This is a genomic window from Acaryochloris marina MBIC11017 (assembly GCF_000018105.1).
GTDB lineage: Bacteria > Cyanobacteriota > Cyanobacteriia > Thermosynechococcales > Thermosynechococcaceae > Acaryochloris > Acaryochloris marina.
This window is the reverse complement of record NC_009925.1, coordinates 5,732,938-5,753,900: the sequence shown is the minus strand read 5'-3', so window position 1 is coordinate 5,753,900 and position 20,963 is coordinate 5,732,938. Positions and strand designations below refer to the sequence as shown.

Sequence of the window (20,963 nt, the reverse complement as noted above, 5' to 3'; positions counted from 1 at the left end):
TAGCTTATTAGTCGAGGGGGTTGTAGCGAATCTCAACATCTCGGAATACCTCCAAGGAAATAACTGCGAGTTTTCTCTATATACAAGCTAAATTCTCTAGAGCTCTGTAACGCTCTATCGCAACTTTGACTAGATCGGTGGCTTTAGCAACTAAATCTATATCTCTCGAACCAGGTGCTCTAGGTTCTCGATAATACATAGCAAAGGTGGCTACAACTTCATCATTGATGATGATTGGAGTAGACCAACATGCTCTGAGTCCATACTGTAAAACTACATCCTTGACTGATTGACAACGAGGATCAGTAGCAATATCCGTAATTGTAACGGTTTGTTTTGAATAGGCAGCCGTCCCACAGGAACCAACCATGGGTCCAATTTTTAAACCATCAATGGCTTGGTTGTAAGCTTCAGGTAGGCTTGGAGCTGCCCCATGATGTAGCTTGCCAGTAAAATTATCTAACAAGAGAATAGAACATAAAGACTGATCTGAAAGATCCTCAATCATCTTAGCCAGAAGATTTAAGGTTTCCAAAAGGGCTGCTCCCTTGGCAATCAAGTTTAATACCTTATTCTGTCCATCCACGAAGTCTTGAATCCATTTACGTTCAGAGATTTCCTGATGGAGTTGATGATTCTGTCGATCCAATTGGAGCATTTGCTCCTTTCCCTTTTCAATGAGCTTAGCTTGCGCCAGAGCAATTCCTACCCTCAATGCTACAGATTCAGACAATTCAATTTCTTCTTGAGTCCAATGCCTAAATCGATCACATTGTTGGATCAGGATCAATCCATTGGGTTCGCCGTGACAGGACGTTCGAATGGCAATCATTGACTTCAAGCCAGTAATATTAACCCCATCTGGCAGAGGTTCCATCAGAGAATTTGTATGTACATCTGGAAGAGAAATGGCTTCATCGTTTGCTAAACTCTCTCGTACAAAAGGGATATCAATGATGGAACGACTCCAATCCAGCAAAGAGGTGAACCCTGTTTCACAGTATTCAGCAGCCCATGGTAGTTGAGCAGTTGGATTAGGTAAATAAGTATAAATTAAACAACGATTGGCTTGGAAGACTTTGCCAATTTGATTTGCCGTGGTTTGCAATATCTGTGTTGTATCAAGACTCTGTCGGATTTTCTGAGTAATATGCTCCAAGAGCAATACTTGCTCTAAATGCTTTGCTAACGCTGCTTCCGTTTTCTTCCTCGTTAGTTCTGCTCCCGCACGAGCAGCAAAAATTTTTAGAATAACAATCTCATCTGAAATATTTTCTTTAGACGGCTTTGTATCCATCACAGCCAAATGGCCTAAATAGTCTCCCTGGCTATCTAAGATAGGTATGCCGAGATAGCTATGAGCATTTAAAGGGATTAAATAGGGATCGTTAGGGAATAGGGTTTGGAGAGAGTGAGGGTAATGGCAGATTTCAAGCCGTTGAATAACCTGCTCACAGGGAGTTCCAGCAATCTCATACTCCCAGCAATTGCCTAACTCATCATCACCACTGTAAGCCAAAGTCATGGCATGGGTGTGGTTTTTATCATCCAAGACAGCAATGAGAGCGTACTCAACATCTAAAATTTCAGCAAGGCAGCGCACACAGGAGTAGAAGAATTCATCTCCAATTTTGGCAGCGGTACCTTCCATAATTAAACGCAAGGCGTCTTCTCGTCGTTTTTGCTCTATGTTCTTAGCGCTTTCTAAGGCTAAACGTTCTTCAACAAGTTGCTTATCTAAGGCTTGGCTCGCGGCAAGGAATTGATAGTCTTGATTGGTTAAACTTCTTCCTAAAGACCAAGCTTGAGCATCTGCTAATGCCTGACCTCGAAGCAACCGAGATTCATCCTGAGCACCAGAATTCATCCAAGCAGTCAATGCTTCCGAGTACGGCCTTAATTCTTCCAGTTGGTCTTGAACCCACATCTGATCAAAAACGAACTTGTAAATGCGGTTTGAAACTTTCAATAAACCATTTCGCTTAACAACTAAGCCTGAAAGTAATAATTCCACTTGAGTATCGCTATTCGTTTCAGCTAAAACTCCATCCTGGAGAATATGCTGATACATTCCTAATAGTCGGGTGGCTTTATGTTCGTTTCTTAGCAGTCGAGTATGAATAGTACGAAGATGTTCGGGGTTATCTTGAGATTTCCAATTTTGAATGATATGGGACTGAACAATATGCTCAATAAAATCCTTAATAGAATATTGAGAGTCAGATAAAAGAGCTGGTGGACAGTTGCATTTTTCTTCAACTTCAACATGCTGGACAACAATTTGACAGAGCTTTTGAGTTAAGAAAGGTTGTCCATTTGTCCAAAATAGAATTTCTTCCAAAAATCTACCGGGGCGATCGTACTTATCTACCATCCCTTGCACAAGAGAATGGCATTCTTCTAAATGGAACCCATTTAATTCAATGGCTTGGCCAGTGTTAAAGGGGGTGCGATTTCGATCTTGGATTAAGTCTGAGGGTGTGGAAACCCCAAACAGGGCAAAGGCCAGGCGATTATATTGAGGATTATCTGCTCGTTGGTTATAACATGACCGGATGAGTGCAAAAAAATCATCCATCGGGAAATCGAGGCTAAGGATACTATCGATTTCATCGATGAAGATGAAGATCTTCTCACCTACAATATGGGTCAACAGTACATTTTCAATAAAAAGACTCAGCTTTTGAACAGGAGTCAAGCCATATTGCTGTTTCCACCAATGATTGAAGTGAAGTGTTTCCTGTAAATTGAATCCGTAAAATATTTCATTGGCGACTCCTTTATACCACTGTTCAGGTGAAGTCCTTTCGCTACCAATGCTCGTGATATCGATCGATACCGAATTATAACCAGCTTGTCGAAGTCTGTGTCTAACACGCACTCGTAAACTAGATTTACCCATTTGACGTGAATTAAAGACGTAGCAGAAATCACCTCTCACAAGGGCGTCAAATAATAAAGAATCTGCTTCACGTTCAACATAACTTGGAGAATCAATGCTGAGGCTACCCCCGACTTGGTACTCATAGTTCTTGTGGTTGTTGGATAGCATAAACCTAAACCAAATTTCCTAAAATTGACTTGTGCAATTGCGAAAATATCGTCTATATAACTCGCACATTGGTACCACTTGATCTTTTTCAAATCGAATCAAGCCAAGGCTTTCGAGCTTATAAGCTGAAACATATGGTATAGATATGGGCTGTTCCACAGACACAATTTCTTTAAAGTGACGAGCTAGCTCAGGATGCTGTTGAAGCGTAAACAACTGGTTACTTAGGTGGCTGCTAAAGAGTCCAGTCGGTATCGGGGCATCATCAATAAGCTCCTGAAGAGAGAGATCTTTATGAAAAAGGTGGTAAAAAGCCAGGTTCAATAAATAAGGGTGACCTCCACATAAGTCACATAGGCAGGATATTTTTGTTCGACCAGATTTACCTTTTGTCCAAGTACAAGCATATCTATCTGCTAATTCTTGGACCTGATCGACAGTTAACGCTTGTAACTGAATGGGAAGGCCTACATTAAAAGGGGACTGACTGAGATTGAGGGGGATATAGGCTTCCGTACTATGGGCAACAATGAGTCGGAGTTTTTTCCATACCTCAAAATTATTTGCTTCTTCATGCCAATACCTCAGCATGGGCAGAAAATCTTGAGCTGTTTGAGAATACTCAAACAATCGATCTAAATCATCCAATGCAATCACGAGGGGATCACTCAGTTGGCTTAGGATATATCTTCTGAAATAATTCGTACAACTTACTTTGCTGCCTAGGTCTCTATCCCAAAATTCATCAACTTTCGATTGTATTTGGAGTTGGTTAGTCAAGTTCAAACATATCCACCTCAACAGCTTATCTAAACTCATGAGAATAGATTGATCTGCCTGATTAAAATTTAATCTAACCGTATTAAAATTTTGTGACTCAGCATAAACTATTATTCTGAGCAGTAAAGAGGTTTTCCCCCACTTTTTTGGTGCTTTTATCCGAATGAGAGATCCAGGTCGAACAACCGTTTCATAGGACCGTTTCTCGGCTAGGTTCCTCTTGATGTAAAAAGGTGATTCCAAGGGAACTGAACTGCTGGGGAAATCAGGTATAGGATTAGATTTCTGGCAATATTCTGTATCAGGGGTATTCTGGGTGTCAGAATTATGGCTTTGTTGCCTGAGGACGGAACGAAAGTTACTTTTTGTGACTTTTTCTGCAAATAAATCCGTTAATTCAAGCCAAAGCTGCGATCCGACTCGCCGAATATAGTCATTGTCATATCCAGCTAACGCCGCAATATCTTGATACGTAAGTCCCTTCCAGCATTGCTTAAAGATTAACTCCTGGAGAGCATTAAGACGTTGGGGTGCAAGCGCAACATCAATAATTTCTAGTGCTTCATCAACTGTCATTAGATGTGATTCACAGGTCTATATCCATCAAGGAAGTCGTCACACCAATCCTAAGGTACAGAACCGATTGGTGTGAATAGTATCTCTTAAAATCAAAAGTAATGACTATAACCATGAAATCCTCAACATCAAGCACACAATTAGATAGCTTCTCATAAGAAAAATAGTAACAATATCACACAGACTTTTTTAATATTCAGGTACAAGCTAGTAACGAGGAGCAATCTTGCAATTCACTAAGTAAATAAAATCACTTGGCTCAATATCATAAAATCATCTACCTTATTGGGACTCTCACTGAAATAATCTATATTGAATCAATCTCAAATCAAGGTTGGACTATTTTATGAGCAGCCTTTTCATTTCGATTACTTTTCCTGATTAATTTAGTAGGTGATACTGCCTTCCATGAAGAACATAGAGTATATAAAACAACTCACCATATTACCAACATAAATACTGATTAGTTTTTGAGAGATTGAAAGTGGTAGCAGACGATATCATAGAATACTATTTACAGAATTATCAATCTACAATAAGCAAAATATCATTGTCTTCGCTTTGCTCTTCAATCATAGAATCTTGGCTTTGTGTTGACGTCGATAAAAAGGTAATCATCTTTGGTCAAATTCACAATCACCCAAATCATCCATCAGGTAAAAGGCTAAAAACATCGCCGATCCAGGGTTGTTTTTCAAAAAATGGTCGTATTTATGTGAATACCAAAAATTCCATGTACGAGCTTGGTTTACCACATCAAGATTTTGCTGGAGATTCAAAGTTATTTTTAGAAAATGGTCAGGAGCTAAAATGGGAGAAACTAACCCATTGGACAGAATAAACCGTCCTCTTTGGTAGCTAGATATAAATCTGCATTTTCTCAATGATTATTTTCATATAATTCATGCCAGTTTACTGCCTACAAATATCAGGTATTTTGTAAGCTTAATTGGATATTTTGCTCAATTACCAAGGGTTGATCATATTGAATTTTCAGGATATTTTTAGTTACTTTCAGAACCCACCTCCCATTTATTTACATAGAGAAGCCGCAGTTTGCTGTATCCTCACTATTTTAATTAATAATGGTGAATCATATGGCTCTGCTCTAATGCAATATGTAGAAACTGAATATCCACCATATCGTCTATCAGATACAGTTTTATATAACGCATTAAACTTCCTGACGCATGAAGGTATTATTACTTCTTATTGGAAAAATTTTCCTGGAAGAGGAAGGCCTAGGCGTATGCTGATAATCCCTTCAAGTAGGCTGGACGAAGCCAACCAATTGTCAAAGCTTTGGCTCGAATTTCTAGAACTGAATAGTCGAAAATATGCATTGGCAACCATCTAATTCACTGAATACTAAGTTAGTCAATTTTTAATATCTCAAAATCCTAGAAGAATTTCAGCTCAATTAAGAGATTGTGCATCAACAAAGTGTGGGATAGGAAGCTAAGTCTTGCCATCTCCAAGGACGCTCCGTCAATCCAGCTCGTTGGGCAGCCGTGTTCTTGAATCGAGAGTGGCACCAAATCCAGTTGAAATAGCTCAGCACCAATCTTAAAGTCATCGCACTCTGTTGCCAGACTTTGCCAAATTTATTCTGTCGTCGATGCCAACGCCCGGTCTGCTGACGCACGATGCCATTGGTCCGCTCTAAGCGTTGGGTCAGGGCTTTACTCACTTCATGGACGACCTCATCGGGTAATTGTCGTGCGTACCCTTCCCAACCATCCGTTTGCCAATGATGACAGGCGGTTTTGCCCTCAGTATTTTCAATCAATTCTTGAGCTAGCTCGTCGGTATGTTTGCCAATACGGCCACTGAGCACGAGACCACTCTCTTTCGCAAGACTCAATGCTATCCAGCAGTCGCCTACCCTCAACTCCTTCGGCTCACAGTGCTTTTGCTTTTTTTGACAAAGGACCACAACTCATCTGCATTAATGACGTCGGTCGCAACGGCCTGAACTTCCCCATTGTGAATCATTTGGGATTTATGACTCGCTGAACGAACCACACTCACACAAGTGTTATACGCTACACCCGTGATGCGAGAGAGTCCTCGTAGACTACTCCCTTCAACATGAGCTTGAAGGATGGTCTGGATCGTTTCAGGAGAGATCTGACGGCGATAACACAGGGTGTCAAAGGTCTCACTAAAGGTCTGTTGACAGTGGGGGCAACGGTAACGTTGACTGCCTTTGCTGGTCTTGCCATGTTTGTGGGTTTTAGGATGACCACATAGAGGACATTGCATGAGGAAATAAAACAACTCGACTCCCTATCGGTTTAACAAACCCACACTTCTTTGATGCACGACCAGTGTTTGGCTTGGTGATTTATCTTTAAGAGATTCAAAGTAAATTCATTATCAATCAACTCATTTAATGACTTAAAATCCTTTGCTTAATATATCTGAAATTTTACTTAATTCCAAACATTTCTCATATATGAGTAGGATAAAAGGCTTACAGAAAAAAAATAATTATCTGATTAGTATGCCATTAAATCATGAATAATCTGACGCCAATCCATGGTCTTGCTTGTGAAATAATCTTATCTTATCCAAATACCTTTACTGAAGCAGAAGTAGATGCACAAGCCTTAAAAAAGGGACAGCTATTGCTCGTTAACTTAGGAAAATTACCCTATGAATCTGCTCGAAGGATTACTGACTTTCTAGCAGGTAGTACCTATTCCATCAGGGGTCAGTTTAGAGAGATTGGCAATGGTGTATACTTGTTCGCCGCTCCTAGAATCTCTATTCAACCCTCTTCTCCAAGTAAAGCTTTGCTCTGAAATTCATTTGGGATCAGTTCAGTTCCAGAATTTACACTAAAGTTGCTGCCTTTGCAGATAAATGCTTTGAAACAAGCTGAATAGGAGTTAGAGGACAAGTTTGACATCTTATAGATTATTGAGCTGAGGCCACCGTGGACTATACATGAATCCTTAGGGATATGAAATAAAGGGGAAACGTCAGATCAAAATCAAATTATACTGCGTACGACTTGCGGCTTAACATTGTAGTGGAGAGATTTGGCAGACTGGGAGTATCCCTCAACCGACTCCCCTACTTGCATGATTAAAATTGATTTCACCGCAGAGGAAATCCAACACCTCAATTACGAACGCTATCATCACCCTCACCCACGGGTGCAGCGACGGATGGAAGTGCTCTACTTGAAAAGTCAGGGTCTTCCCCATGCCCAGATTTGTCAGCTTTGTCAGATTAGTCGTCCGACCTTAGCTAAAACCCTTCGTCTGTATCAACAAGGCGGAATTGAAGGGTTGAAAACCCTGGAATACAAAGGTCAATCCAGTTCACTCAACGCTCATAGCGATAGTGTGAGAGCCTATTTTGAGCAACACCCGCCCCGCACCAGTGCAGAAGCCCAAGCAGTCATTGAACAATTGACAGGTATTAAGCGTTCTCCAACCCAGATCAAAGCCTTCCTCAAACGCATTGGTTGTCGCTCTCGAAAAGTGGGGTATGTGCCGGGAAAGTCGAGTCTGCCCGAGAAAATTGAGGAGCAAGAGCAGTTTCGACAAACTCGCCTTGAACCCTTATTAGAGGAAGCTCAACGCCAAGAGCGTCTTGTCTTTTTTGTGGATGCTGCTCATTTTGTTCACCGGGCTTATCTGGGGTTTCTCTGGTGCCTTCGTCGGATCTTCATCCCTTCTCCTTCTGGCCGTCAACGATTCAATGTTCTGGGTGCACTCAACGCTGTCACCAAAGAAGTCACCAGTATCACCAACCACACCTACATCAACTCTCATAGCATGTGTCTGTTGCTAGCCAAGCTGGCACTACTCGACCCAGTCATACCCATCAGCGTCATTTTAGACAATGCCCGATATCAAAAATGCCAGCTGGTGACTGACTTTGCTGAGATCGTCGATATTGAGTTAGTCTATTTGCCCTCCTATTCACCCCATTTGAATTTGATTGAGCGGCTTTGGCGCTTTGTGCGCAAGGAATGTCTCTACTCGAAGTATTATTCGGATTTTCACTCTTTCAAAGGGGCCATTCAACAGTGCATTGACCAATGCAATACAGAGCATAAGGCGAAACTAACCAGCCTGCTCTCACTCAAGTTTCAGTCTTTCCAGAAAGTTAATCTCTTAACCGTCTAGAGTATAGCCCTCTTTTATCACTTTAGACAGATAAAAAATAGACTATTCTCAGTTTCTATTTTTCTAATGAGTGATGTCAGCTTCAAGAAGTCCAGAACCAACCATTGGCTTTGTTGATGAGTACTGCCAACTATTTGCAGAGTTATTTCCCCAAGTCCGCAGTTATGAAGCCTTCAAGCATCTCCATCTGGGGATGATTAGTGATATCAAACGTAAATCATTGCCCGCCATTGCAAGAGCAGTGGGCTTGGAGAACCATCAAAGCCTGCATCATTTTCTGAGTGAATCACCTTGGGTAGCGTCACATTTGTCTGACAAGAGATTGGACATCATCTTGAAAATACTGGATGGGCGCAGGTTAATTCTATTGATCGATGAGACGGGCGATTGCAAAAAAGGCAAGAGTACCGACTATGTGAAACGGCAGTATATCGGCAATGTGGGCAAGAAAGAGAATGGCATCGTCGCAGTCACTGCCTACGGGCTGTTTCAAGGGATGATTTTGCCTTTGTCCTTTGAAGTGTACAAACCCCGAGAACGTCTTAAAGAGGAGGATGAGTATCTCAGCAAACCCCAAATTGCTGCTGGAATGATCCGACAGTTGCAAGGGATGGGCTTTTGCTTTGAGCTCGTCCTGGCTGACAGCTTGTATGGGGAAGCTCAAACAAACTTTGTGAATGTCTTAGAGGAGTTAAAGCTGCCCTATATCCTAGCGATTCGTAGCAATCATGCGGTGTGGTTACCCGCAGAACAAGCAGTCTTTGCCGAACCGTGGCAGTCATTTGAACGAACCTTCAGCAATGGCACCACTGAAACTCGTTACAGGCAAGAGATCATTTATGGCCAGCGACACCACCAGAAGCGCTATTGGCTATTAACCACGGACCCCCAAACGCTACCAGAGAACTCAACCTCTTATGTCATGGCAGCGGCACCCGAGATCAAGCTGGATGAAATTGGGGATTGCTATGGCTTCAGAACTTGGATTGAGTATGGTCTCAAACAGTCTAAAGATACCTTGGGTTGGGCTGATTTTCGCATGACGCACTACGAACAAATTGAAAAGTGGTGGGAGATAGTGATGAGCGCTTTCTTGATGGTGAGTTTGTTCGCTGATGTCTTCAATGACTCTTGTCCAGTGGCACATCAACACTTTGCGCAGCATCCTTGGTGGGATAACCAAAACGGGTGGAAGAATCTGCTCAATAATGTGCGCTTGATCATTCAACCGTTAATCAGTTGGAATCTTCTAAAGCGCTGGTTAGAAGTCTTTCCCAGCCGTGCTTTGAAAAAGGGGTTTGAGCAACTCACATCAAAGATGGAGGCATTTTGCTGTCCACTGGTGAGGAAATTGCTCAAGCATCCTGATTTTCTCTCTGTCTAAAGTGATAAAAGAGGGATAGATGAAAGTAGAGCATCCTTTTACCGCTATAACCCCAACATCTGAAGTCTATGCCAATTACAACGAGGTTCACAATGCTGCTTTGAAGAGATGAAGTAGTGCTTATCGAAGGCAGCAGAATCTCTACACAAAGAATCAGTCAGGGTTACAGCGAGTGCTAGACGTACAACGACTTATTCATTACTGGGTTAGACCCCATTGGGGGCTCAGTAAGCAGACGACACCAGCAATGAAAATAAGATTTTGTTCCCGTCCGTTGAGCACATTAGAACTCTTCACTAAGTAAAGGGTTAAAGGATATGACCTGTTAATAGACCAGTTCCCCACTCCACCTGAGTCTCTTTTCCCCAGCTTCTCCATGATATATTCAATCAGATAAATTACTATTCCGTTATCAAGAGCTAAGATTTGGTTGATAACAGTATCGATAGGCCGGGAAAAAATTTAGCCTAAGTAGTTTATCTGTTTCTATACCTATTGATTTGGCACGCAACCGAACTAAACGATCATAGACAGGTTGATCACTAATTAAACGTAGTGTAACAAAAGAATGTTTTTGCTTTGAGAAGCCTGACTTAAATGTATATACACTATCCTTTCTTCCACCAACACCACCACCTAAATGCAAATAGCTATTCCCGCGTTTTTTAGCCCAGTATCTGGCATAATCCGTTTCTAAAGTACTTGGAGATAAATTAATATAATTATTTTTTGTACCACCAAATATACTTTGCACTATTCCACAACACTCAGAATATAGGCCAGCACACAAAATCCGATCATCAAGTTCAACAATACATATATGTAGTTTCTCTCCAAAAGCATTGAACATATTTAAAAAATAATCATAATTAAAATCGTAGTAGCTTTGTGAAGCGCCTACCCGCTCGTTAGTTTCTTCCTGAATGTTAGATAGCACTTCAAGGTACTCAAGAACTGGAACCATTCTTGCTTGCATACCCAACCGCTTACATTTATTGATTGTACTTTTATGCCCTTTCCTTGTGTGGCCCCATATCTCTTCTTCAGAGAGTTTTAAGTCAACAGATACTGTTGTTCCATTTTCAACAAAAGATTCAGGCTGAGAATCACTTACAAAGTTATTAAGGATGGGATGAAGTCGAAAGAAAGCTGAGCAGGCACCTTGTTCAAATATACTTATTTTTAGCTTTTCAATCGCTAGATTCACAAATTCTGGGCTTGAATATGCATCTTTACTTAGCAATATACCTGGGTAGCCATAGGGAGAGATGATATCAAGTATTGGCCCCACTTCATTTCCTTGGAGAGATAAGTCATTAAATTGACGAAGGAGATAAGGTAGGAAGAAAATTTTCCGTTCATCAGTTATTAAAATAGCTTTAGGGATAGCATTATACCTTTTTGCTTCTAAAGCAATATATCCTGGCAAGTGATATATATCATGTTGCAAGTTCGATAAGACTTTTAGCCACAAATCATTCTCTGTATTAATTATCTTTACGTCCATTTTTACTCTTTATAAGATATATCAATAAAATAGCTAAACTAACTAATGGTCTTGCTTCCAAAAAAACGTTTTATACCATAATTAGCAATTGAATTTAAATCTGTCAGCAAGTATTTTAGGTTAGTATTATCTAGACTATAGTCTAGTGAACCACTAAGTATATCTTTTATATATCTAGAAAACTTTGCATAGTATTGATCATCATAATAAACGTCTCCGATATCAAACCCAGCTGATACTAGAAATAGTAGATATGGGAAATTAATACCAATGGAAAGTGAGCCCATTAAAGATTGCCAAAATCTAGGGTTTATTTCAATTAAGTATAGATTACCTGTTTTATGGCAGTACCTAAGATCTAGATGGGCAATTCCACTCCATTGAAGCTCAAACATTGTTTTTTTTACGATACTCAATACAGAGTTATCATGAATAAAATGTAATTTATCAATCTTTGGCGAAAATCCTTTTTCTATACCTAATGGTTTTTGCACAGAATGAGTAAGAATCTTTCCATCTTTGCAGAGTACATTACAATCAATATCATAGCCATCAATATATTCTTGCAATATATAATCTTTATAATCATTCTTAGCAATTGGATTATGTATTATAGATTTAAGCACTGATACTTCTTCGATCTTTTTAATATTTTCACCTCCACTTCCGCAGGCTGGTTTTAGTAGAATTGGGTAAGATAATTGATTCGATTGAGTGATTGAACTTGGTAGAATAGTTTTAGGAGTTGGAATTTTTCTGTTTTTCAGAAAAAGACTCAATTCCCACTTATTAAATGTCACATCTAAAGAATTTTGGCTGGGTAAGGCTATTAAGTTACTTGAAGATGATAGTTGAACCCTATGTCTGGATACAAACTTAAAACTATTTTCAGAAGCCGGAAAAATATAATCGATCGATTCTTGCTGGATTGCTTGAATTACTTCATTCAGAAAGTCATTGGAATCTATCTCATTACTTGCAATAATTAGACGATCTATATATCTCGAATATTTATAGAAAGTTATCCAATTATTTTCTATAGATGACTGGTTTAACGGGATAATTATACTGATCTTTAAATTCTGATTCCCCGATTTCAAACATCTCAATACATAATAAGCAATGGGCTGATCACATTCATCTATTATTAAAATTGAATGATATTTATTTTTCATATATTTTATTTTTTTAGACTTAAAAATGACATACGTTATTTTATAGTCTTTCTCCTTCAATAATGGTTTCTATAATCAACAAGGAAGTTTTACTTAAATATGTAAGCCAACTTATTATTCCAAATAGCTTAAAACCATCCTCTAACAATACTAGTAATTCATTATTTGATAGTATATTCATATGATTACTTAATTCAAAATAATCCATTGCAGTATCAGTAAAAATAGAGAATGTAAAAAATATAAATGCTAAAGCAAGTAAATCCCATTCTGTTTTGATAATTATCTTCCTAAATCTATTAATCCAGTAGAATACTGTAACCATATATAATGAATAAGTAAGATACTGAGGGATTTTAAGTAGCTTAGGAATAATAGCCTCATGTAAAAGAAATAAATCATCAATTAATAACACTGAGGTAATCAGTCCTGATAGCAGCAAAAAATTAAATAATTCCTTATAGCCATTACTATAAGGCATGAGTTTTTTTCTGATTAAAAAACAGCTAAAAAAACACACTGATGCAGAAATACACCAACACAAAATACCTATATTGGAAGCTACTCCAACGAAAGGATTTGTTGTGGCTTGGATTAAGGAGCTAAGCCCATTAGAACCAGCAATAACAGCTGGATCACTTAAAAAAACATTTATAGGAATATTCGTCTTTAGTCTGGCAATAACTATTAGTAATAGTAGAATAAGTGCTGGAATGTATATTTTTAGTTTTTTTAAAGTAGAAGGCATAGTTTGAGTCTTTATATTAGTTACTTGAACAAGCAATTTGAAAAATATCGATAAACGTTAATTTTTTCCATAAAATATCACTTATTTATTGCTACCATTATTTTTTAGTTTTTATAGTTAAATAATATAAATTTATTTATTTCCCATATAAAAAATATAAGCTTTTGTTTTGCTTCTATGGTAAACTCATGATACTAGAGAGTTATCTTTAGTAATAGCTAGGCAAAAATTGCTTTGAACTTCCATTAGGATTCATGCTTTAAAGATTTGAAGAATATTCTACTTTATCCTTTCCCTAAGCCATGGTTATCAGCAAATAGAGTTTTTGATATCCTTACCATTTAAAGCGTTTGAACCCTAAATTTTTTGATTTTTCATGTTACTCTTCATCTTCAGAAAAATCTGTCAGAAGTGGTTAGTCCAACCCTTGAAAACAGCGATTAATACCCCAAATCTTTGTTTATGCCTCAAATAAATGTGGATTTTCAAAGCTATAGAGAGTTGAGTTCCCCTATCCCCTGATGTCTATTTTTGGAATACGAATTCCCTAGCCATCCAGTCCACCAAAAGGATTAGAATCCGTAAAGCTTAGTACTTTAAGAAAGGGAATATGACTCCAGATGAACCTCTGGTCCCTTATTGCCCACCCAAAATTATTTTTCCGGCAGCTTTTCGAACAACCGCCTAAATTCTGGGTGCCCTTGGGAATCGTCTTAGGTGCCGGCTGGCTACGATACACCGCCTACTGGATCTGGACTCGAAACCTGCCATCCATTATTTCCCTAGATATATTGCAATCCCTCAGCACTACACCTGGAGGGACCTTTTTGATCAGCCTTATCTTGATTGGTTTAATCAGTTGGCCCCTATTAAGCTGGGGCATTTACGGATGGATCATTCAGCTCACCACTAGAAGCCAATGTCGGGCATGGCAACTTGCCGGGTGGAGCCAATGGCCCCTGGCCGCGGCAGGATTGTTGCTGGTGGGAGCAGCAGGACTTTGGCCTGCTACCGGACGAGTCATTCCCTTTAGCCAATTTGTGGCGTTTAGACCAGAAGCCCCCTGGCTGAACCAGTATTTGACTTGGCTGAGCCTATACAGTCAAACCCTGAGCAGTCAGGTCTTTATACAGGTGCTATTTTGGTTTGTCTTGGTCGGTAGCCTTTGGTCCTTATGGTTACTGTACTGGGGCGTTAAGACTCTTGCCCCGCAAAAAGCGGTTTTCACCACCAGTCTTTTGACCCTTTGGACCTTAATTTGGCGCGTGTTGTAACGAAAATCCCTTCAGGCAGGCGTTTAGCAGTTTTCTGGTTCCTTAGCATTTTGTAACCTTGCCCTGATCACAGTACAGTGATTAGAGAATAAATACCTATTGCAGACCGTTTTAATTTGGGTGGATTACATGAAACAGTTGAATAAAGGCAGTCTTGTCATAGGAACAGCCCTGGCTTCCTTCTCTATCGCATTTTTGCCCCTGAGTGCTGCCAGCAATAGCGCTCAGACTCCCAACCCGGAGCATCTCCAGCAGCTACAGGCCACCAACAGTTGTGATGGATGCGACCTCAGGGGAGCCAATTTGCAAGATCAAAATCTAAAGGGTGCTAGCTTGCAAGGGGCGAACCTGCAAGGCGCTAATTTGCAGGGCGTTAATTTGGACGATGCCAATTTAGAAAGCGCTAATTTAAAGTACGCCAATCTCAGCAAAGCAACTCTTAGACGGGCCAGCTTAACCACAACCCTCAAGCAAGCCACCAATTTGCAAGACGCCAATCTCACCCAGGCAACCTTAGTCAAAACTAAGCTCAAAGGGGCCGATCTGCGTCGTGCCAACTTATTTGAAGCGACTCTCGAAGATGCGGACTTTAGCGTTGCAGTGGTGGAAACGACCCAAGGCATTCGTCGTGTCTACTTCAGCGATTTGAGAGAGGCTAATTTCAATAAAAGTAATCTTAAGAATGCCACCCTTAACCAGGTCTATTTATCCAATGCCAACCTGAGCGAAGCCAACTTAAAAGGGGCAAAGCTGAAGCAGGCCCAACTGAAGTACACCAACCTCAATGGGGCCAAGCTGAATAACGCGGATCTGCGGAAAGCATCTTTAGAAAGCGTCAATCTTAGTGAAGCCGACCTCAGCAGCGCTCACCTAGGCAAGATTGCCATGAAAGATGTCAACTTGCGCGGTGCCAACTTGAGCAATGCAGACTTAAGCGGGGCTAAACTCTGTCAGATGGATATCCCCGCTTCTCTTCAAGCCTTGGCAACCTGTAAGTAAGACCTACTGGGGGATGCCATCCGGGAGGGTGGCCCCCGTTAGGTCGGCGTCCGTGAGTTTAATCCCCTTCACATTCGCACCACTCAAATCAGCTTCCTTGAGGTTGGCCCCTGATAGGTCCGCATTTTGAAGGTTGGCCCCGCGTAAATCAGCCGAGAACAAATTAGCCCCATTTAGCTTTGCCCCTTTCAGATTGGCGGCCCCTAGGTTGACCCCTTGCAGCTTGGCTTGCTGCAGTTTTGCCCCTTTCAGGTTGGCAGAGGTCATGCGACTACTGCGCAAATCTGCCCCCACCAAGTTAGCGCCTCGCAAATCCGCTTTACTTAAGTCCGTGACGCTTAAGTTGGTGGTTTGCAAATTCGCGTCAGACATCCGAGCCTGGATCAGCTTGGCCCCCGTCAGGTTAGAGGCGTTGAGGTTGACATTCTCCAAATTAGAGAAAATCAAGTTTGCCCCTTGCAGGTTGGTCACGCTCAGATCCATACCGCCAAAATTGGCGCGAGACAAATCACACCGAATACAGCGACGGGTATTGAGTAATTCTTGAATATGCTCAGGTAATTCTGCCCGTACTGGAAGTGCGATCGCAACCAAACCAGCCGCCAGGACTAAAGATTTATAGTTCATCATTTTGATCCTTAATCCGCTAGCTTTTCAGGTTTGTCTTCGATAAAGCCTCTTCCAGGCCCTAGGTCCCAACGCTTACGACTCTTGGCAACGGTGACCCAATAATTAAAGCGATCGCGGACGGTCCCGAAAGAGTAGACCAAGCAAGTTTGAGTAGGGCAATAAAAGGAAAAAACGCCTCTCTTTTGCGTCGTGGTCGTTTTATAGCCCTTCTTATCCGTAATCTGAGGCAAGAACTGCTGATCGAGTTGAGTAAATAAAGTCCAAGCTTCAACCGGCTTTTCTAGGGTTAATCGGGCCCGAGTCAGGTTTACCTGGGCTTGCCGAAGTTCTGCAGTGAGCTTAGTGGCCAACTCCTTGCAGTCATTTTGGGGATAGCAAGGGATATAGTGAATCACATTATCTTCGAGGGGGGCTTCACTATCTTTAAATACTGCATATTGATAGCCAGCCACTCGACCAGCCGCTTGAGCGGGAGCAGCAAACGCTAAAGCACCTAAACAGATGCCTGCCATCACATATTGATGTTTCATCTTCATAGAATGAATATTTTGTTAATGATATGTTTACTTTCCGTAATCTTTATCTTTCCAGCTTTTGGAATTCCTGTCACGATTCTTGCGTTAAATTCCGCTGGAAGTCTTGCTGAACCATAGGATTCATCCCGCCTCCATCCGTTGTTTTAAATGGCTAACTTTCGCTTCTTTGTTCGATACCGACTGCAAATCGCGGTCCTAGCCACAGGTTTATTCGTTGCCGTTCTGATCATCCTGTGGATGCAGCCCCGATGGGCGCTGGATCGTCTGACATCCTATATTTGTCCAGGGGCTAAATTCTATCTGCCCATGGATCAACCGCTTGTTGCCCTCACCATTGACGACGGCCCAGATGACCAGAGAATAGGCGACGCCAACACCACCCAAAATATCTTGCAAACCTTGGCCCAGCACAACGCCAAAGCCACCTTTTTCCTGATCAGTAGTCAGATTACCCCGCAAAACCGAGCCTTAATTGCCCAAATGGTCAGCCAAGGCCACGAGTTAGGTAATCATCTCACCGTTGATGAACCCAGCATTAACCTTTCCCTGCCAGAATTCAAAGCAGCTTTGCAAATGGCCGAACAGGAGATCCTCGCCGCCTCAGAGAGTCAAACCTCTCTAGCATGGATGCGTCCAGGTAGTGGCCGATGTAATTTAGATATGGCCCAGATAGCCCAGCAACAAGGCTACAAAATCGCCCTGGGAGCACCCTGGCCCTATGACACGTCCCTGCCTTCTTCAGGGTTTGCCGCTCAGCAAATCTTGGCTAATGTCCAGCCTGGTAGCATTATTGTCCTCCATGATCATGGTCCTGAAGGAGCCTGGGGAATCCGAACCATCCAAACCCTCAACCAGGTTTTGCCCCAGCTTAAACAAAAAGGATATCGAGTCGTCACCCTAACCGAGCTATACCGAGAATCCTCTAAATCCACCCCTTAATCGGTCCCTCTCTTCTTCCTAAAACGCTGGATTAGGGACACCTCTTGTCTGGGTGATGACCATCACTCCCATCTCTGAAATCGATCACTGCTGTTGATGGGCTGACCCAGCATACTAAACCGTATCAACCTAGCAGAGGACAATGTTATGGTTCTTCTCGACACTCTCAGAATATTGGGCCACGCTTCAGCCATCACTCTAATGATGTTCTTCATGATGTGGCTTTCCGGTGCTTTTGCTGGCACCAATCGCTTTCAGAAACAAAGCTAATTTTGCAGCAAAAGAATCCCAACTATTCTTAGTGTCTTTTTTGAAACTGATCCCTTTCAAAGTTATTCAGTTTTCTCAGAAACCATTCAGGGTGATCTCAAGAAATCGCCTAGATTAAAGACATCGCAGATGGGGCTACATCAGAAAAAAGGCTTCAGTATTAAACGATTTTCTGATGGCTCGTTTGAGAATTGTGGCCTCCAATCTACGACACTGCACTAGTAGAATTCAGGTAAATAACAATGACTCAAATCAAACCACAAACAACCCCCACCACCACAACTGAATTACTCACCAAGCAAGGTCAAGCAGACGCTAAGACAGCCACTTGGGAGCAATACTGTGCCATCAACGATTGGTCCGATGCCTGTCGAGTTTATGATGTTTAACCAGTCTTAGATATAGATTCATTGAGCTTTTCCAGCGGATATATTCAGACCGTTGCTTCTAGTCCTTGAGTTAGTTCTAAGATGACATCAAACCGAAAATCATTCGCCAATTTTTGAATTTTAGTCTTAATGGAGGGGTGATCTAATGTTAACTCTTCTAAAGAAGCTTCAATTGCTTGAATATCCAATTGCATTGCGGCAGTTCTCAAACGACTAATCCAAGTTGAGGGAAGCTGTTGAAAACAGTCTCGACTGAGCTCTGGTTCAGGAAGCTCAGTCGAGCTTTGCGCTGAAGAACGGTAGAGATATTCAATCTCTAGAAAATCTGCCATCAACCGATAAATCTCTTGAATTTTATAGGGTTTGCGCACAAATTTATTACATCCAGCAGAGAGAATCTTTTCCCGATTTTCTTCAAACACACTTGCAGTTAAGGCCAAAATCACAGGCTCGGGAGCTTGGCTCTCAGATTCCTGAACTAACGCTCTAATCGCTCGGGTTGCTTGCATTCCGTCCATCACTGGCATCCGCATATCCATCCAAATCAAATGGGAATGCCAAGCCTGAAACTGCGACACAGCTTCTCGGCCATTGTTCGCAGTTTTGACTTCAAATCCCACGGAGGTCAACCAGGACTGCAAGAGCAGTTGGCTATCCAAATGATCTTCAACCACTAGGATTCGGTAAGTGGGTTGACCTGGAGCCAACCCCATCACCTGTGGTAAATCTGCCCTTGGAGCAACCGACGACAGGGGTGTTTGGCAACCAATCGTAAACCGAAAAATACTGCCTCGGCTTAGTTTGCTACAAACGGAGATATCCCCCTTCATCAGCCGAACAAATTGAGCACTGATAGCTAATCCCAAACCCGTTCCCTGCTGAGCTTGGCTGGACTTGGCTTGAATGAATGGATCAAAAATTCGTTCTACCTCATCAGGAGCGATGCCTGGCCCTGAATCTTCAACTGCAAACGTAAGAGAAAGCTCACCGTCACCAGTTTGCTCTGCCATACCAGCCGTAATCGAGACTTCTCCAGCCTCCGTAAACTTAATCGCATTCCCAATCAGGTTGATCAGAACCTGACGCAGCTTACTCTCATCCCCATGAATAAACTGAGGCAAGTGATCATCTAACTTCAGCGCCAACTTCAATCCCTTGGACTGAGCTTTCAAGTTGAACATGTCATACAAAGACTGAAGTAGACCATGAAGATTAAAATCTGCTGGATTGAGGGTTGTTCGACCAGCTTCAATCTTGGACATGTCCAAAACATCGTTAATCAGCTCAAGCAGATGTTCACCACTTCGATTGATGATTTGGAGTGTATTCTGCTGCTGGGTTGAGATAGCCTGATCCTCACTCATCAATTGGCTAAATCCCAAAATGGCATTCAGGGGTGTACGCAACTCATGGCTCATGCTGGCAAGGAACTCGCTTTTAGCCCGGTTCGCTTGATCGGCTTTTTGCCTCGCCGCTTCTAAAGCAGCCGTACGTTGCTCAACATGAATTTCTAAGGATTGGTTTAACTGTTCTAATTCTGCCGTGCGATGTTGAACCTCTTGTTCCAGATGACGATTCTGCTTTTGTAATAAATCCACCTTCTCTGCTTCTAACCGACAGACATCTTGATGCAATGATTTCGTAAGGGAGAACAGCTCAATCGGATCAAAGGAGCGTAACAAATCACTTTGAGTAACGATGCCTTGGAGTTCGCGTCCATGAACTGTTTCTGAGATAACCACCAAACGCCGAATCCGCCGATTTCCCATCTGTTCATGCACAGCCCATAAGTTGTCTTCTGGGTGGGCACAAAATAGGGGAGTACTCATCACCATCTCGGCTGTGAGCCGATGGAGATTTAAGGCTAAAACCTGATATTGAACAATATCCCGCTCAGTGATGATTCCTAATGGCGTAACGGCATGATGGTTTTGTGTCGAAGCTAAAGGTTGAGCAATAACGATGCAGCTAATGGCATGCTCAGACATTTTTTGAGCAATATCGATCAGAGGTGTATTGGGTCTCATCCAAATGACACCATCAATCATGACTTGCCCTACGGACCATAACCCCAGCAAGTTAATCGGTTGAATCGCTTTACGGAGGGTTTCCGTTGTAATTAGCCCCACAAAGTGGCCCTGATCATCTTCAACGGGTAAATGGCGAATCTTCTCTTGCCGCATCAGGGCCAAGGTTGTAAACACATCTCTGAATTTATGTACAGGTAGAGTCACCAGAGGGACACTCATGGCATCTGCAATAAATACACCCTCGATACTTTGGCCCCCAGCCGTTAATCGCACCAAATCTCTTTCTGTAAAAATCCCCAATAGCTGTTGCTCCTGGACAATCAAAGCACAGCTTGATTGAGGTGCGGTTTCGAAGGGAGTTTCTCGGGGTGGAGACTGCTGAGCACAACTCCTCCCTTCTGCATGGCTCATGTAATCAACGACATTCCGCAATGGCATAGAAGGCGGCACCATCAACGGTTCTGAATCGATTAGCTCCTCGACGTTGGGAGAGTAATGGTGCAAGTTTGCAAAAGCCATAAAAATGGTC

The 20,963-nt window shown here is 41.8% G+C and carries 18 protein-coding genes and 1 pseudogene; 10 read left to right on the top strand and 9 right to left on the bottom strand.

Annotation, left to right across the window (positions count from 1 at the left end; translation table 11 throughout):
- Positions 1-76: 76 nt before the first annotated feature.
- On the bottom strand, positions 77-3,052 hold the full coding sequence (locus AM1_RS25715; RefSeq protein ID WP_012165849.1) for a GAF domain-containing protein: 2,976 nt from the start codon (positions 3,050-3,052) through the stop codon (positions 77-79).
- An 18-nt stretch (positions 3,053-3,070) separates the two neighbouring features.
- Positions 3,071-4,408: an AAA-like domain-containing protein gene (locus AM1_RS25710; RefSeq protein WP_012165848.1), complete on the bottom strand. Its 1,338-nt coding sequence runs from the start codon at positions 4,406-4,408 to the stop codon at positions 3,071-3,073.
- A 484-nt stretch (positions 4,409-4,892) separates the two neighbouring features.
- Here AM1_RS25710 and AM1_RS25705 point away from each other — a divergent pair, with 484 nt between their 5' ends.
- Together AM1_RS25705 and AM1_RS38865 are read left to right on the top strand one after the other, a co-directional pair.
- Positions 4,893-5,249 (top strand): hypothetical protein, encoded by a 357-nt coding sequence (locus tag AM1_RS25705; protein WP_041660526.1) that lies wholly within the window; start codon positions 4,893-4,895, stop codon positions 5,247-5,249.
- Between the two features lie 108 nt (positions 5,250-5,357).
- Positions 5,358-5,765 (top strand): PadR family transcriptional regulator, encoded by a 408-nt coding sequence (locus AM1_RS38865; RefSeq protein ID WP_315875422.1) that lies wholly within the window; start codon positions 5,358-5,360, stop codon positions 5,763-5,765.
- Between the two features lie 78 nt (positions 5,766-5,843).
- Here AM1_RS38865 and AM1_RS39985 read toward each other — a convergent pair.
- Positions 5,844-6,688 (bottom strand): IS1-like element ISAcma3 family transposase gene (locus tag AM1_RS39985; protein WP_076611323.1). Its coding sequence is split into 2 segments (ribosomal slippage): positions 5,844-6,329 and positions 6,332-6,688, totalling 843 coding nucleotides; the frame shifts between segments, so codons are not numbered across the junction.
- A 239-nt stretch (positions 6,689-6,927) separates the two neighbouring features.
- Here AM1_RS39985 and AM1_RS25690 point away from each other — a divergent pair.
- The 4 genes and pseudogenes from AM1_RS25690 to AM1_RS41255 all read left to right on the top strand — a co-directional run.
- Entirely contained in the window at positions 6,928-7,215 is a 288-nt protein-coding gene (locus AM1_RS25690; protein WP_012165845.1) for a cell division protein SepF, read from the top strand.
- A gap of 282 nt (positions 7,216-7,497) precedes the next feature.
- The gene (locus AM1_RS25685) at positions 7,498-8,553 is read left to right on the top strand and encodes an IS630-like element ISAcma41 family transposase (RefSeq protein ID WP_041660524.1); all 1,056 of its coding nucleotides are present in this window, start codon (positions 7,498-7,500) and stop codon (positions 8,551-8,553) included.
- 73 nt (positions 8,554-8,626) lie between these two features.
- On the top strand, positions 8,627-9,937 hold the full coding sequence (locus tag AM1_RS25680) for an IS701-like element ISAcma8 family transposase (protein WP_012160919.1): 1,311 nt from the start codon (positions 8,627-8,629) through the stop codon (positions 9,935-9,937).
- A 19-nt stretch (positions 9,938-9,956) separates the two neighbouring features.
- Positions 9,957-10,266 (top strand): annotated as a pseudogene (locus tag AM1_RS41255) (IS1 family transposase); the annotation flags it as partial.
- An 83-nt stretch (positions 10,267-10,349) separates the two neighbouring features.
- Here the strand turns inward: AM1_RS41255 and AM1_RS25675 are convergent.
- The 3 genes from AM1_RS25675 to AM1_RS41250 are packed head-to-tail and all read right to left on the bottom strand — an operon-like array spanning position 10,350 to position 13,367.
- Positions 10,350-11,444 carry a peptidoglycan bridge formation glycyltransferase FemA/FemB family protein gene (locus tag AM1_RS25675; RefSeq protein WP_012165843.1) on the bottom strand — a complete coding sequence of 365 codons (1,095 nt, stop codon included), beginning with the start codon at positions 11,442-11,444 and terminating at the stop codon, positions 10,350-10,352.
- A 38-nt stretch (positions 11,445-11,482) separates the two neighbouring features.
- Positions 11,483-12,619 (bottom strand): ATP-grasp domain-containing protein, encoded by a 1,137-nt coding sequence (locus AM1_RS25670; RefSeq protein ID WP_148215829.1) that lies wholly within the window; start codon positions 12,617-12,619, stop codon positions 11,483-11,485.
- A gap of 40 nt (positions 12,620-12,659) precedes the next feature.
- A complete protein-coding gene (locus AM1_RS41250; protein WP_012165841.1) occupies positions 12,660-13,367 on the bottom strand; it encodes a hypothetical protein in 708 nt (235 codons plus the stop codon).
- Positions 13,368-13,987: 620 nt separating this feature from the next.
- Between AM1_RS41250 and AM1_RS25655 the strand changes: the two genes are divergently transcribed.
- Positions 13,988-14,641: a hypothetical protein gene (locus tag AM1_RS25655; RefSeq protein ID WP_012165840.1), complete on the top strand. Its 654-nt coding sequence runs from the start codon at positions 13,988-13,990 to the stop codon at positions 14,639-14,641.
- A gap of 129 nt (positions 14,642-14,770) precedes the next feature.
- Positions 14,771-15,640: a pentapeptide repeat-containing protein gene (locus AM1_RS25650; protein ID WP_238549081.1), complete on the top strand. Its 870-nt coding sequence runs from the start codon at positions 14,771-14,773 to the stop codon at positions 15,638-15,640.
- A 3-nt stretch (positions 15,641-15,643) separates the two neighbouring features.
- Here the strand turns inward: AM1_RS25650 and AM1_RS25645 are convergent, their stop codons facing one another.
- Both AM1_RS25645 and AM1_RS25640 read right to left on the bottom strand, forming a co-directional pair.
- Entirely contained in the window at positions 15,644-16,270 is a 627-nt protein-coding gene (locus AM1_RS25645) for a pentapeptide repeat-containing protein (protein WP_238549080.1), read from the bottom strand.
- 8 nt (positions 16,271-16,278) lie between these two features.
- Entirely contained in the window at positions 16,279-16,800 is a 522-nt protein-coding gene (locus AM1_RS25640) for a hypothetical protein (protein WP_238549079.1), read from the bottom strand.
- Between the two features lie 153 nt (positions 16,801-16,953).
- On the opposite strand from AM1_RS25640, the gene AM1_RS25635 reads away from it, so the two are divergent.
- Entirely contained in the window at positions 16,954-17,745 is a 792-nt protein-coding gene (locus AM1_RS25635) for a polysaccharide deacetylase family protein (RefSeq protein WP_012165836.1), read from the top strand.
- 512 nt (positions 17,746-18,257) lie between these two features.
- A complete protein-coding gene (locus AM1_RS42345) occupies positions 18,258-18,404 on the top strand; it encodes a hypothetical protein (protein WP_012165834.1) in 147 nt (48 codons plus the stop codon).
- 44 nt (positions 18,405-18,448) lie between these two features.
- Here AM1_RS42345 and AM1_RS37785 read toward each other — a convergent pair whose 3' ends face one another.
- Positions 18,449-20,953 carry a CBS domain-containing protein gene (locus AM1_RS37785; protein WP_012165833.1) on the bottom strand — a complete coding sequence of 835 codons (2,505 nt, stop codon included), beginning with the start codon at positions 20,951-20,953 and terminating at the stop codon, positions 18,449-18,451.
- Positions 20,954-20,963: the final 10 nt, after the last annotated feature.